Origin of the sequence: Cypionkella sp. (assembly GCF_028290025.1) — a bacterium.
Taxonomy (GTDB): domain Bacteria; phylum Pseudomonadota; class Alphaproteobacteria; order Rhodobacterales; family Rhodobacteraceae; genus Cypionkella.
Map to the genome: position 1 here is coordinate 1 of NZ_JAQGKQ010000116.1, position 14,084 is coordinate 14,084.

General features: G+C 54.6%; 13 protein-coding genes and 2 pseudogenes. 7 read left to right on the forward strand and 8 right to left on the reverse strand.

All coding sequences use genetic code 11. From position 1 onward, the window contains the following. Positions 1-173, forward strand: a pseudogene (locus JWS10_RS20800) (transposase domain-containing protein); the annotation flags it as partial. 36 nt (positions 174-209) lie between these two features. On the opposite strand, the pseudogene JWS10_RS20805 reads toward JWS10_RS20800, so the two are convergent. Both JWS10_RS20805 and JWS10_RS20810 read right to left on the reverse strand, forming a co-directional pair. After that, a pseudogene (locus JWS10_RS20805) lies at positions 210-340 on the reverse strand (transposase); the annotation flags it as partial. An 89-nt stretch (positions 341-429) separates the two neighbouring features. Then, a complete protein-coding gene (locus JWS10_RS20810) occupies positions 430-1,593 on the reverse strand; it encodes an acyltransferase (protein WP_299509828.1) in 1,164 nt (387 codons plus the stop codon). Positions 1,594-1,911: 318 nt separating this feature from the next. Between JWS10_RS20810 and JWS10_RS20815 the strand changes: the two genes are divergently transcribed. After that, positions 1,912-2,733 (forward strand): VPLPA-CTERM sorting domain-containing protein, encoded by an 822-nt coding sequence (locus tag JWS10_RS20815; protein WP_299509830.1) that lies wholly within the window; start codon positions 1,912-1,914, stop codon positions 2,731-2,733. Positions 2,734-2,745: 12 nt separating this feature from the next. Here JWS10_RS20815 and JWS10_RS20820 read toward each other — a convergent pair whose 3' ends face one another. Continuing rightward, positions 2,746-3,432 (reverse strand): trypsin-like peptidase domain-containing protein, encoded by a 687-nt coding sequence (locus JWS10_RS20820; protein ID WP_299509832.1) that lies wholly within the window; start codon positions 3,430-3,432, stop codon positions 2,746-2,748. Between the two features lies 1 nt (position 3,433). Then, positions 3,434-4,462: a replication initiator protein A gene (locus JWS10_RS20825; protein ID WP_299509834.1), complete on the reverse strand. Its 1,029-nt coding sequence runs from the start codon at positions 4,460-4,462 to the stop codon at positions 3,434-3,436. Between the two features lie 437 nt (positions 4,463-4,899). On the opposite strand from JWS10_RS20825, the gene JWS10_RS20830 reads away from it, so the two are divergent. From JWS10_RS20830 to JWS10_RS20840, 3 genes are all read left to right on the forward strand, one after another. Continuing rightward, positions 4,900-6,285 carry an AAA family ATPase gene (locus tag JWS10_RS20830; protein ID WP_299509836.1) on the forward strand — a complete coding sequence of 462 codons (1,386 nt, stop codon included), beginning with the start codon at positions 4,900-4,902 and terminating at the stop codon, positions 6,283-6,285. Positions 6,286-6,333: 48 nt separating this feature from the next. Next, positions 6,334-7,383 (forward strand): ParB N-terminal domain-containing protein, encoded by a 1,050-nt coding sequence (locus JWS10_RS20835; RefSeq protein ID WP_299509838.1) that lies wholly within the window; start codon positions 6,334-6,336, stop codon positions 7,381-7,383. A 242-nt stretch (positions 7,384-7,625) separates the two neighbouring features. Further along, a complete protein-coding gene (locus JWS10_RS20840; RefSeq protein WP_299509840.1) occupies positions 7,626-8,834 on the forward strand; it encodes a glycosyltransferase family 4 protein in 1,209 nt (402 codons plus the stop codon). Here the strand turns inward: JWS10_RS20840 and JWS10_RS20845 are convergent. Then, a complete protein-coding gene (locus JWS10_RS20845) occupies positions 8,801-9,484 on the reverse strand; it encodes a rhomboid family intramembrane serine protease (protein WP_299509843.1) in 684 nt (227 codons plus the stop codon). The two genes, JWS10_RS20840 and JWS10_RS20845, sit on opposite strands and share 34 nt — an antisense overlap. 391 nt (positions 9,485-9,875) lie before the next feature. On the opposite strand from JWS10_RS20845, the gene JWS10_RS20850 reads away from it, so the two are divergent. Next, positions 9,876-10,133: a hypothetical protein gene (locus JWS10_RS20850; protein ID WP_299509845.1), complete on the forward strand. Its 258-nt coding sequence runs from the start codon at positions 9,876-9,878 to the stop codon at positions 10,131-10,133. Then, on the forward strand, positions 10,121-10,441 hold the full coding sequence (locus JWS10_RS20855) for a VPLPA-CTERM sorting domain-containing protein (protein ID WP_299509848.1): 321 nt from the start codon (positions 10,121-10,123) through the stop codon (positions 10,439-10,441). The genes JWS10_RS20850 and JWS10_RS20855 overlap by 13 nt, the downstream gene beginning before the upstream one ends. Positions 10,442-10,549: 108 nt before the next feature. Here the strand turns inward: JWS10_RS20855 and xrtD are convergent, their stop codons facing one another. The 3 genes from xrtD to JWS10_RS20870 form a co-directional block, all read right to left on the reverse strand. Further along, positions 10,550-12,139: a VPLPA-CTERM-specific exosortase XrtD gene (xrtD, locus tag JWS10_RS20860; protein WP_299509850.1), complete on the reverse strand. Its 1,590-nt coding sequence runs from the start codon at positions 12,137-12,139 to the stop codon at positions 10,550-10,552. A gap of 221 nt (positions 12,140-12,360) precedes the next feature. Beyond that, the gene (locus tag JWS10_RS20865; protein ID WP_299509852.1) at positions 12,361-12,978 is read right to left on the reverse strand and encodes a VPLPA-CTERM sorting domain-containing protein; all 618 of its coding nucleotides are present in this window, start codon (positions 12,976-12,978) and stop codon (positions 12,361-12,363) included. A gap of 264 nt (positions 12,979-13,242) precedes the next feature. Further along, the gene (locus JWS10_RS20870) at positions 13,243-14,079 is read right to left on the reverse strand and encodes a glycosyltransferase (protein WP_299509854.1); all 837 of its coding nucleotides are present in this window, start codon (positions 14,077-14,079) and stop codon (positions 13,243-13,245) included. Positions 14,080-14,084: the final 5 nt, after the last annotated feature.

Below are 14,084 nucleotides of genomic sequence, written 5' to 3' on the forward strand. Positions count from 1 at the left end.
GAGGGCGGCCACACTTGGGCGCGCATGGCCTCGCTGATCGAAACCTGCAAATTGAACAGCATCGACCCATACGCATATCTGCGGGCCACACTTGAAGCCATCACCAACGGTCACCCAAAGTCACAGACGACGACCTCTTGCCATGGGCCTTCGACAAAACGTCAACCCGCTAAGTCGACGGCCCGGACGCAGCGCTTACACCCGACCTACTTCTTCTTCCAGTTGAAGTAGGTCGCCAGGCTGATCCCGGCCTTGCGGCAGATCTCCGCAACCGGCGTACCTTCCTCGCCTTGCTTAATAATGAACGCCTTTGCGCGTCCGTGAACTTCGATGCCTTCATCCGATTCCGTTCCTCTCCCAGCCAGGAAAACGTCGCGGAAAACTCCACATTCAAACGGTCCAGTTTGCGGAGATCAGAACAGTTCCGTTTTAGGAAGAAACAAAATGCTTAGGCTCGGACGACTTACGAGAAAAGCGCCGCCCAATGTTTTTCCCGCGGCGGTTCCAAGGCCGCTCAATTGTCACAAAGGAAAGCGTGGCAATCAGCACCAAGGCTATGGATACGCACGGTAGCAAAAGCCAACGTTCAGACGGTGGCAAGCTGGCTGCCCCTAAATCTTGAAATAACACAGTTAGAACGATTCCGTGCAGCAGGTATATTCCATAGCTGACTTCACCGAGCATGCGACTAAACTTGGTTGATAAAACACCAAAATGGTCATTACCTGCTACGACAGTGAGAAATACGATGAACAGCAGGCCGCCGCCCACAGGTGAATATATGTAAGGAACCATTAAGAACGCGATTGCCATACATGTTAACGATACCCAAGTCGCTGGAGTACTTAGGAGCGCAGTCGACCATGCTGAGTTTTTAATTATTTCAATGGCAAGGCCCCCCAAAGCGAAGAACATTGGTGGACGCGGCCCAATATTCAATCCGCGTACCGTCATCAGCGCCAAACAAAAAATAACCAGCAGAAATACCCGGGTATGTGGCCCCTTCACCATCTTTTGAAAAGTGGCGACGGCCGGTAGGCTGACATAAAATAACCACTCTACACGCAGAGTCCACAAGACCCCGGCTATATCGTTCCGCATAATAGTCCCATCCATTATCGCTGGCGTCCCAAGCAACGACAGCCATCTTGCAAGCGGCATAATGTCGCCACTAGTTAAACTACCGCCCCGCATCACTCCGATGATGACGAGTGCCATGACGGCTGCCCACATCAGAGGCAGAATCCGAAACAAGCGAGACAAATATAGCGGTGCCCACTCAACGGTGCCGTGCTGCCGATCAAGGATCGAATAAAAGAGCGCGCCAGACACCATAAAAAACAGCACAACTCCCCCGCTACCTGCATTGGAGAGAAAGTTATCTTCCGGCGCAGACCAAATACCGGTGTCGATAAAGACCTGCCACACCGCGAAGTGATGGACAACCACCAGCAGTGAAAGATAGCCCCGAAGGCCATCTATAGCCCCAACGCGATGTCCATTGGGCAGTGCTGGTGCAAACCCTACCTTAATCATCAGCCAGCAGGTCACCAACGGAAATAAAAGCGCCGTAGCAACAAGAGTAACTATCATGAGTTATCCCTTTAATATAAATTTCTGGTCTTTTATGTTTTTGGCAGACTAAATTACTATGTATTAGACTTAAACGTTTGCCGTTTTGATACCACGACTGCTATCTACATAAAAAAACAGCATGTAACCTAGAAAATTACGCCCGACGAGCGCTGATGTTACAGATCGGCGCACGAAGTGACAATGATCTATCCAACATGGATTGGCAGCGCTCAGATCAGAAACAAAGCGTTTCCTCTCTAGGGCTTGCAACCGAAGAGACAATGCGGCAGAACTATGGCACTGGCGTGGGGACGACAGTTTTTTTTGGATTCGTTCATGCGTATGTCAGTTCTTTTTTCCTTTCTTGCACTGGCGAGTGGGGTGGGTGTTGCCGGAATGGGCAATGCTGCGGTTTTGTCGCTGGACGTTCAGCATTTTTCTTTCTCAGATTATCCCATAGCAGGCCGGGCAGCGCGAGACGCAATGCTCGGAACGCATGTGCTTAGCATGGAAGATTTTGAACATCAGGGCCCTGCCCGAGAATTTGTGACTGGCACTGGTAGCGACATTGCCCAGCAAAGTTTTGACACCAATACCGTCGGTAATTTTTCGATGACCGGCTCGCAAGGCTCTGGCGGTACCGTGACCAACGGTGGCCCGCTTAATCCGGTGACCAACCACGGTGTCGGTGCATATTTGCGCGATCAAAACACCTATGGCCGCACCAATACGACTGCGGGTGGAAGCTTTCATCTGGACAGCAACGATGTTCAGAACATGGCATGGAATGTTGCTCTGGCGGGGGACAGAATGTTTGACAGGCTGGTCTTCAACATTTTCGATGCGGCAGATGTCGGCTCCACCTTTTCAATCCTTGTCGATGGCATAACCTACTTCACCAGTGCCGGACAGCGGATGAACGGCGAGGTCAGCTTGGTGACAATCGTCTTTGCCCATAAAGTCCGCGCCACCTCCATCCTGTTTCAGAACACCATACATAACGATGGCTTCGGCATCGACGATATCGCAATCGGCATCACTCCGCCCATCCCCGTGCCTTTACCTGCCGGCGGTATGCTGCTGATCATGTCGCTCGGCTGTTTGGCAGCGCTAAAACGCCTGCTTTATGCTGGACGTGTTCAGGCCGGCCAAGTTTAGCTGCTGCCTCAGTTAAGGCTGCACAGCCGACGTGATCCAAGCCAGCAGATCTGCCGGAATAGTCGCTGCAAGCGATCGAACCGGCCTGCCCGATGATGCGGCCACCATTACCGCCACAATCTGCCACTCAGTGCCGTCCCAAGCCAAAATTGGTGCGCCGGAGTTCCCCGATACCACCGGGCAAGACAAGGCGAGAATGCCGGGGAGCGTGGTTAGAAGCTCACAGTCATCCCCACGTTGCGGCTGGTCCGGTGCATCCCTGCGATAAGCGATCAAACTAAGGCCATCCAGCCATTGTGCCAAAGCCGGATCGGCGATTGGCAATGTCGCCACCACATCAACCGCAATTGGCGCCTCCAGCCGCAGCAACGCCACATCATTCGCACGGTTCTCGGTAACCCCTGCCTGCGGTAGGATCATCTCAGCGCCCCGCCGTTCGGCTAAGCTGTGCCCTTCGCTGAAGTTTGCAGCAAACCGAATGGTTGCGGGCGTCGTCAACGCAGGCTCCACACAATGTCGCGCCGTTAGCACCAGATCGGGAGCCACCAGTGCACCGGTACAGATCGCCGCCCCCGGCACCAGTGTATCACCATAGCTGATGCGTCCAACCGCCAGTGGAGCCTGCTGCGCATTGCCCTGCCCCGCTGCAAACAGCAGCAAGAAGCATCCAACCTGCCCAGACCACAGCGTGCACCGCATGTCAGCCCCCGCGTTTTTTTAACCAGCCCAGAAACGCCGCATCTGGACTGCGCAAAGATGGCCTGCCACTGCGCATCCAAATATCGCGCCATTCCGCCTCAAGCGCATAAATGTCCCAGCCAGAGCCGACAAGACTGCGCGCCTTCTCTAGGGTAAGGCCGCGCAACACCGGACCTGCCGCCGGCTGAACCACCTGATCACGACGCGTTACACACAAGATATCACCCGGCTCTTCCGCCAGACGGTATTCTGGCAGATGATCTGCCACGATCATATCGCGGATCATCTTACGAAACACCCTGCGCGGACTGGCAGACCCTGACTTTTTGGACAGCGTTTCAATCGACACCCGCCACTCCGATTGCCGCCCACAATGCTTACGCGCCAATTCATAAATCCGCCGCTCCAGCGGTTTGCGCAGTCGGAAATAATCACGGCTCAACGTTAGCACAGATTTCGCCATCACTGCCCGGTAGAGCCAATCTGACAGCGTGACCGAGACCTGCACCATGCGCCCGCCTCGGGTGTGGCGCACAATCTGCCAGCCCTCGATCAAGCCGAAACCAGTGGTCACCTCCAACCCCCCGGTCACGATATTGGTGGTGATCCGGGTGCCTGCCAACCGTTCAAACGCCTCGCGCAGCCGGGCATAACCATCTCCCGATGACTCGCGGTTGGTCGCCATCAGCAGATCGTGCGCGGTCAGATGCAGGGTGCGACTGATCACCAGCCCGGCGTTTTGCGCCGCCATCAACTGACTGATGCAATAGATCAGAATGTCTTTGTCAAACAGCGTAGCCAATCCGCGGACCGACGGCACCACCGTGATCGTTACATTGTTATGCGCATAACTCAGCACCCGCAGATCGGGACGTGTTGCCAGAGAAAAAATTGGATGTTCCATGCTGGCCAAATCATCCTTCGGCAGCGCGTCTAACACATCACAAACGAAAAAATCCCCACCATGACGTTCAGGCAAAAGACCCGCAATCGAACGCCCCGCACTACGTGCCAAAGAATGTGTAGCCATGCCTGCCCTGCCTCGCCTCACCACCTGTTCAGACTGCTGCGGAACTTCGTGGTTTCAGTAACACCCTGAACCTAGAGCAAGCAGCCACACAGGTCGAGGAAACTGTTCAAGCTAACGTGGGTTCAGAGTCACTGCGACGTGGCTTCAGAGTCGTCCTATCGTGGGTTCAGAGTCACCCATGTAAAAAAATTTGCCGTTTTTTCTTTTATAATCAACGCATTATAAAAAATTGCTGGACCTGTAACTATAAAATAACTCATACATAACATAGGATGAGCAAACCGGAAAAACTGGAACGCTTTTAGACGCCCAAACACCAAGATCCGTAATGTATTGATATTGCTCAGAAAATAGAAATTTTGCCAATATGTGCGCATTATGTTCCCATATGCTGTGTTTTGGCGTATATTCCTAAAAACACGGCATATGGGGTAGTTATGTCCAAAGAATCAGTGACGGATCTTCCGCCCTATTTCAACCTTTCTCCAGATGCCTCACTGGATCAACTGACCCCTGCGGTCGGCACCGATCAGCTCGCTGAAATTGCTTCTGCCTGTGGGCGGGGTCGCGATGATCTGGCGTCGCGCGGCTTGGGGGATGAAGGCCGCAAACGGTTGCGTCTGTTTTCAACTTGGGAAATCACTCGTTATCTGATCCCCGTTGCTCAAGCCCATTTTCGCCGCGTGCTGAAAGCCAACCCAGACCTGCCGCAAGGACAATCCGAATCCGAAGCCGGTGCCAAATGGTTCACCTTGGAAGAGGTGCTGCGCCTACGCGTCTTCTTTGCCGCCGAGGGGCGTAAATCGAAAGACTATCTTCCATATCGACCCAAGGGCCTGCCAGCCAAGATGGTGGCCGTAGCCAACTTCAAAGGCGGCGTTGGCAAGACATCAACTTGTGCACATCTGGCGATGTCGGCGGCACTGGATGGCTATCGGGTACTGGTGGTAGATCTCGATAGCCAAGGCTCGATGACCTCTATCTTCGGCGGGAAGGTGGCGGATGAATGGCAAACTGTATTTCCGCTGATCGCACGGCATTATGCCAACCACCTGCAATCGGACAACCGCGCTCGTGTCGCCCGTGGTGAGGCGCCTGCAGCCCTCGACGATACATTGGTCGAGGCGCTGAAGATCTCAGCCACGGATGTGATCCAATCAACGCATTGGCCAAACATTGATCTGATCGGCAGCCAGCTTAATCTCTACTGGTCAGAATTTCAAATTCCGGTTTGGCGGATGGCAGCACGCGGCTGGAAGCTTTGGGATGCACTCAGCGAAAGTCTGTCAGAAGCAGGGTTGCTTGATCGCTACGACCTGATTTTCTTCGACACTCCCCCTGCCCTCGGCTATCTGACTATCAATGGTCTTGCTGCGGCCGATATCTTGCTGGTTCCGGTTGGCGCATCCTTTCTGGAGTTTGACTCAACTGGCCGCTTCTTTGACATGCTGCATTCTACCTTCCGCTCAATCGAAGACGGCGAGAATATCGCGGCGCGTGCGCTTGGGCGGCCAGAGCTTGCCTTTGAATGGGACGCGGTACGCACCATCGTCACCCGCTACGACGGCAGCCAGCAATCCGAACTTGCGGCGCTCATGCAGGCTTATCTGGGCCGCACCATGGCACCGCAACGGCAAGATTTCACGGCGCTGATCGGGCAGGCAGGCGAACAGGTTAACGGGATCTACGAGGCGGACTACCGAGATTTCAACCGAGACACCTATATCCGTGGCCGCGAAACCTTTGATGCCACCTATGCCAGCTTCAAGCAGCTTCTGCTGGGCATCTGGCGACGTGATGAACGCGCCATGCAGGAAGGCTGAGGTGTTTCGCGCGCGAAACATTTGTCATCGCACTGAAAGAACTAGAACATGGCAAAACGCAAAAGATTGACCCCGGCGCAGCCCGATTACACCACGACGCCTCTGCCGCTGGAAACCAAAGCCTACCTGCGCCCGGGCATCAGCCCGCCCCCGATTGCCCAAGTTGCGGGTGATGCCAGTGCTACAGCGGCCTTGGCCGAGGTTTCCGCCGCTCTCGCCTCGGCGCGCAGCGAAGGCCGATTACTGCACCGCCTGCCGCTCTCAACGATTGATATGGGCTATCTGGTGCGCGACCGCATCGGCGCAGATCAAGAAGAGATGCAGGCTTTGATGGATAGTCTGCGCAGCCATGGTCAGCGCAGCCCGATTGAGGTGACTGAAATTGCCCCCGGTCGCTATGGCCTGATCTCAGGTTGGCGTCGCATCACTGCGTTGGCCCAGCTTCAAGAGCAGACTGGCGATGCCAATTTCGGCTCTGTGCTGGCCCTTCTACGGCATCCAGACACCGCCGGCGATGCCTACATAGCGATGGTTGAGGAAAACGAAATTCGTTTGGGCCTGTCGTATTTTGAGCGCGCCCGCATTGCTGCCAAAGCCGTCGAGCAAGGGGTTTTTGGCTCTGATCGTGAGGCTCTGCAAAAGCTGTTCGCTACCGCCAGCCGCGCCAAAAGGTCAAAGATAGGCTCTTTTCTTGAGATTTACCGCAGACTTGGCGATGTCCTGCGCTTCCCCTCGGCGTTACCAGAGCGGCTCGGGTTGACGTTATCCAAAAGCTTAAGTGACGATCCGGGCCGCGCTGAAACCGTTGCTCAATTTTTGCAGGCTCATCCACCAAAGACCGCAGAAGATGAATTACACCACTTAGCTCAGCTGACCGAAAAGACTCTAACTGCTCGGACAGAGACTATTTCTCAGCGCAACTCGCCTACAAAGCCTGCTGCTGTACCACAATCCACTTCCGCAACGGTGCAAGAGCTGCGCCCCGGAGTGTTCCTGAAAACTGACGGTGATCGGCGTAATCCAACGCTCATTCTGTCAGGCCCAAATGTTAGCGCAGAGTTTTTGGAACACTTGGAACAATGGTTGAAAACCCAGTGAATGTTTCGCGCGCGAAACATTCTGCTGCTGTCTCAAGATGGCAAAAAACGCTATTTCGCATTTTGCAAGCAACCTCTTCGGCATCTTTTCGTTGTAATTTGAAAATGTTGGCTAATGAATCTTGATAGGTACCGGCAGAGTATGCTTATTCATTTTTTTGAGAATCCCGGCCGTTTTATTGTCCTATTGGACTGTAAGTATTGGGCAAGGGACTTTGGTGCGCCTGACCGCAAGGATTGATTATGACGTTTAGCCCTGCCCGCCGCATCGTCATTGTGGTAGAAAACTTGCCGGTTCCGCTGGACCGTCGGGTGTGGTCGGAAGCCACGACTTTGGTTGAGGCCGGTTATCAAGTTTCAGTTATTAGCCCGATGGGGCGCGGATGGACGGCGCCTTATGAGTTGCGCGATGGCGTGCATATCTATCGTCATTCAGAACCGCCAGAAGCGCATTCCGGTGCGGTAGCTTACGCGCGCGAATATAGTCATGCGCTGTGGCACTGGTTTAAGCTGGCGCGCATAATCTGGCGCGAACGCGGGTTCGACGTGATTCAAGGCTGCAACCCCCCCGACCTGATCTTCGTTTTGGCCTTGTGGTATCGTCTTTGGGGCGTGAGGTATATGTTCGATCACCACGACGTTTGCCCGGAATTGTTCGAGGCAAAGTTCGCAAAGCGCGGCCTGCTTTACCGCGTCATGCTGATCTGGGAGCGTATGACTTTTGCAACCGCATCGGTGTCTATCGCGACCAACGAAAGTTTTCGCACTATCGCCCTGCGACGTGGACGGATGAACTCGCAAGATGTTTTCGTTGTCCGTTCTGCGCCTAAAACGCATCTGTTTCTACCCGGTCCTGCCGACCTTGTGCATCGCAAGGGGGCTGAAACGGTGTTGGGATATGTTGGTGTAATTGGCCAACAAGAGGGTATGGACCTCTTGGTTGCGGCTGCCGATCATTTGATCCGCACGTTGGGTTATAGCAGCGTCCACTTCATAATTGTAGGTTTTGGCCCGCAACTCCCCGAAGTAGAGCGTGATGTGCAGGCGCGCGGCTTGGGACAATATTTCACCTTTGCGGGCGCGCTTTATGGCGAAGACATGCTCGCGGTGTTAAACAGCATTGACATCGGGCTTTCCCCCGACCCGAAAAACCCGATGAACGACATCTCGACGATGAACAAGGTCATGGAATACATGACCCTTGAAAAGCCCACCGTGCAATTTGATCTGACCGAGGGCAGGGCATCGGCAGCAGACGCATCGCTTTACGCTAAGCCCAACGACTTTGAAGATTTCGCCGCGAAAATCGCTCAGTTAATCGACAATCCGGCAGAGCAAAAACGCCTTGGCAAAATCGGGCGAGCGCGGATGTTAGAGCAGCTGTCGTGGGATCATTCGGCCCCGCAGTTGCGCGCAGCTTATGATCGGATATTTGCCAAAATGGGCCGCTGAACTGGCCGAAGCGCTGCCACGATCGCTCCTATCAGCGTGCCGCCCAGATGAGTCTGCCATGCCACTAGACCGCCTTGAATCCACCACATCAGCAAATTGATCACCACGAGTCCCACCATACCGCCACAAAGCTCGGCAAGACTTTGAAGGCGACGTAAACCAGCTGCCAGCTGATCTTGCCAGCGCCAGACCAGTTGCGCCCCAGCCAGCCCGAAAATCGCACCCGAGGCACCGACCATCGGCACTGCGCTATAGGACAGCAGCCCAAAAGCTGCCCCGCCACCAAGAGCTGCGGCGATGTAGACCAGAAGAAACCGCCCGGCGCCGTGCCGCTCAAGGATCGCTTGCCCCAACGCCGCCAAAGCCAGCATATTGCCGATCAGATGCAGTGGCCCGGTGTGCAAAAACGCGTGGGTCAAAAACATGGTAATGGGTTGGGCGGCAAAGTTCGGCCGCCAGCCATGCAGAAGCCCAGCCCAAAATGCGCCATACTGATAAGCCAACGGCCGCCAGCGTGGCGAGCCCATCAAACCGAAGTCGGCCGCAAGCAGGATAATCTCGGGGAGCATACAAGCCAAGATCAGCGCGATCAGCACAATTTGTCCGCGGCGTGGCTTGGCGGAGCCGGGGGGTGGGGCAGGGGGTGTCATAACCCATTGGTGAACAATCCACGTCGACACTGCAAGCTGTGCGCTTGGATGGTTTAACACATAAAGTCAGCGGCAGATGCCAAACGAGCTTTGACGCAGAGATTAATGCAAGAAATTGACGAGCGCTCACTGATTCGCCCAAAAAGAGCGACGCGCCCCAAGGTCGATACCTAAGTTTGTTATTTCAGACTCGCCAATGTTTCCGTTAAGTAAACATTACGGACGAATCCGGCAATATTGATTGGGTAAGCGCTGTGATTTTCCCGCAGAGCGTGTAAAAATTGAAATATGTCGAAAAAGTGTTCTTTTTATGGTGGGGATGGCGTAAATTAAGACAACAACTTTTGTAAATCTTGGTCCGCTGCGGCTGGGTTAAGAGAAGGAGGGTCAGATGAATTTCAAGAACGGATTGGTAGCAGCACTTTTGGCTGGTACTTTTGTACTTCCAGCGAGTGCGGCCACTATTTCTTTCACTGGGGCGAATGGTGGCGACAGCATCGGTTATACCGAAGATGGCCTTATGTTCGACGATGCGCGCATTCAATCCGGCAATTGTAACATCAGTACCTCTGGTGCACCTTGCATGGCATTGAACAAAACAGAGATTTCCACGCTGACGAGCGAAACGCTTGGGGCGTGTTCACCGTAACATCCTTTTGGTTCAAGTTGCTTGGCGCGTCTCCGGCAGAGCTTACCGTCAACAGCTCTAAAGGCGGTAGCGTCGTTTTGACAGAAGCTGTCTATGGGAAAAATAACGACGGCAACTTTTACAACTTGTTGGGCAATGCCTTGTTCACAGATGTCGAATGGGTGACGTTCACCAACAGTGGAAAAGGCAACGTGCGCGTTGATGACATTGGCACTCCTGCAGCTGTTCCGCTGCCTGCTGCAGGCTGGCTGATGATTGCGGGCCTCGGTGGCCTTGCCGCGCTCCGCCGCAAGCGCAAAGCAATCTGACTGATTATTTTAATGACAAAGGGGGCGGCGCATTGGCCGCCCCTTTTTATTGATCGGCTCCCTGGTCAATCCCGTGCCGCGAAGTCCCCTTCCCGATGGGAGACGCTGCTATTCTGGCACAAACCGCGGCAATTTCTGCAATATCACTGCCATGAAGCGCTGCATGCGGGCATCAGCCTCGGCTTCGGTTTCGTCGTCCAAAATGGGCGTCACAAAGCGAACCATCGCGCCATCACTGCGCCCCATGGTCAGGCTGTCCAGAACCACGCTGACCTTGGCAAGGTAATCATTGGTCATCCGCTTGCCGCGCTGTTCGAACCAGTAATAGACCAGTTGCTTGGTCAGCCCCTTCTGGATCACCGCGCGATTCACTGTGAAATCACCATAAACCGTGCCGGGGATGCTGATCGGGGTGGGGTCAATCGAGAACACCTCCCAGCCGCCAACAGGCAGGCAGACAGCGGGCGAATGGATGCCAGACCCCTCCGTCTGCTTTTTATACCAAGCCGAAAAGAAATTGACGTAAGCCGCTTCGCCAGAGGTGGCATAGGTGGCGTTGATGTAATCGGTGGCACCCAGCACGCGTTCAGTATCGGGATCAAGGGCAGAGACGCTGCCCGACCACGCACCAATATCACGAGGAAACAAAGAGAACCCATCCCGCGGCGGATCTACAATGGCGCGCGGCGGTGTCAGCACAAAGGCCGTGGCGATGACGGTGGTCAGCAGTGCGGCAATAATCATGCCACGTGAGGTGCCGATGGAGCCAAGCCGTTTTGCTTGCGCGCCAAAGCCCTCAAAATCCAAATCAATGGTATCGCGGAAGGGCAGGGGGTTAGGGGTCAGCCGCTGCAATCCAATGGCCACGATGAACAGAATGATGATGCAGGCACCAAAGATCACCCAGCCTTCGAAAAAGTGCAAAAAGCCCTCGGCCTGCTCGATGCCATAGCTGTTGACCAGAACACCGATCACGCCAATGCGCAGCGAATTCATAAACACCGTCAACGGGGCCGCCATCAGGAACAGCACCGCCTTGTGCCAGAACGGCCCGCGATACAAGATGCCGAACAGATAGGAAAACGACAGGATCGGAAATAGATAGCGCAGCCCGGAACAAGCCTCGGCGACTTGCAGCTTGTAAACGCCAAGATCAATGACATTGCCTTCCAAAAACACCGGCACGCCCATCAGGCGCACAAACCAGACGCCAAGGTTGGACGAGATCAGCTGCAATGTGATGGTCATGTGCCAGAACACAAATTGCGGCAAGGGCAGCATGAAGATCAGATGCAAAACCGGTGCCCAATGGCTGCGGCCTTTTGCCCAGCCAAAGCTCACCAAAACCACCCCCATCACCCAGATGATAAAGGCATAGGTCACCACGTCAGGGATGCGCACCAGATTGCCCAAAATGGCGAAGGTCAGCGCAAAAAAAATGACCAGAATCCCGGGTATCCGATTGACCGGCGTGCCGGGCGGGGCAGGCGGGTTGTGGCGCAATTCCCGTAGGAATAGATACAGCGAGATCAGCGGAATAATGGGGCCTTGGCTATATTCCGGTGTGACCCATGCGGCTGCAAGCGAGGTGAACCCCAGCCAGAACATCGGGATTGCCGAGACAATAAGCAGTGCAAACCAAGCAAGCCCAAGCGGGTTCAAACTAAGGCTGCGCGGGGAAGTGGAAGAAAATGTCATGGAGCCTATCGAGTTGGGGGCCTATCGGATTAAGGTGACGCCACAGCAACTTCTACGATACCGTTAAAGAAAAGAGACGCAACAAGTCTTGTATAGTCTGAAAATCAAGCGTTGACGAGACTTCGAACCCTTACCACCAGTCACATTCTCTTAACCAAAGGCTGCACGCTTAACCAAAAGGGCGGCCAAAAGACCGCCCTCTCGCCATTCAAACCGCTCGCTTAGGCGGCTTTGCGTTTGCGGCGCAGTGCCGCCAAGCCGCCGAGTCCTGCCACCAGCAAAAGTCCAGCCGCAGGCAATGGCACCGGGGAAATGTTAGCCGATTTCAAAGTGAAATCATCATTGCCCAAAATGAAGCCGTCTTGCCAGAAAGTGCCCTTTGCCCGAACGCTGAACGACGTCACGTTGTTCAGACCAATAAGAATTGAGGCTGGAATGGTCGAGCCAACGGTCGTCCAGCTGCCGTTATTGACAGACCATTCCATATCGTCGTTGGAGTCGATCAGACCCATAGAAATGCTGAGCAGTTTGACGGCCCAGCTGAAAGTGATCGTCAGAGTTTCCGCGCTTCCGATAGGAGACCCGTCAATCTGGTTTGGATTGGAATCCGGCATGCCATTCACGCCTAGGCCATTCACGGTTTTGGTGACGACAGCGCCGCCGCCGTTCAGAATTCCTGTAGCCAGGGCTGAAGTCGTGTAGCTCGGCCCACCCGCCACAGTACCGCCTGCTGCGGTGCCCGCAGCGAAGTCGACTGTCGCAGCAGAGAGAGGTGCCAACGAAAGCACAAGCGCTGCGGCATAAGCACTTGCAAAAATCGACAATTTAGAAAGTTTCATTTCATATTCCTCATAAAGGACATCGCAAAAAAAAATTGATCAAAGCAGCGATCGCCCTGCCGGACCATACAAGATTTGGCTGCATTCACGACAAAAATTTGCCATAATTTGCAATTTGCAACTGGAGAGAGAGCCAGTTTTAAGTTTCGGAAACAATGAGAGCTCAGATTATCTTATTAGTTTCCGAACGGTCGCAAAAACGGAATAATACGAGCTGCAAGATGGAAGACTGACCACGTCACCTCGCACGCTTTTTGGATCATCTCAGAATGTGGGCGGCATTTCGGCAGGCTGTTGCAGCCATCCCAAAGTGCGCGCTAGCCGAGGGATGTGGTGGCGCATAAAGCCCCGCAAGGCATAATTGGCGAAAAGCCAGCCCGCCTTCGGCACGGAAAGCTGCAGATGGTGCCGATACATTGCCCAAGTCGCTCGTGCTGCGCGGGCCTTATCCCCCGAGACTTGTCCGGCGTGAACTCGGTAGGTTGTCAGGGCCACAGGCAACCCGCAGGCCGGGCCGTGCTGGCGCAAAATAGCAAGCCAAAAGGCGAAATCCTGCCTGAGGCGCAAATCGGGCATCCGCATCTCACCAATGATTGCCCGGTCGATGATTGCGGTCGAGCAGCCGATGACATTGGTAACCAGCAATTGGCGGTAGGTTACACGAGAGGGCACGCCCACACCCTTCGCGACCAAAGCTGCGTCAGGCGTGCTTTGGCGCTGATAAGCGGTGTAGCTTAGGCCGGCCGGATGCGCCTGAAGCCATTCCAAATGCCGCACCAGTTTTTCGGGGTGCCAAAGATCGTCAGCATCCAGAAAAGCGACGAAGCGGCCGCGTGCAATATCCATCGCCAGATTGCGCGCAACACCCGCACCCCGATTGCCGGGAGTCTTTAACACCCGTATCCGCAGATCAGCCGCTGCAACTTCGGCCAGCAACTGCGCCGAAGCGTCGGTTGATCCGTCATCAACGGCAATCAGTTCCCAATCGGCAAAACTTTGCGCTTGAACCGAGGCCACTGTCGTCGGCAGCAATGCCGCCGCATTGTAGACAGGCATCACCACGCTGACTTTTGGGGCCGCGTCATCCGTGGACAGATACACTGCGC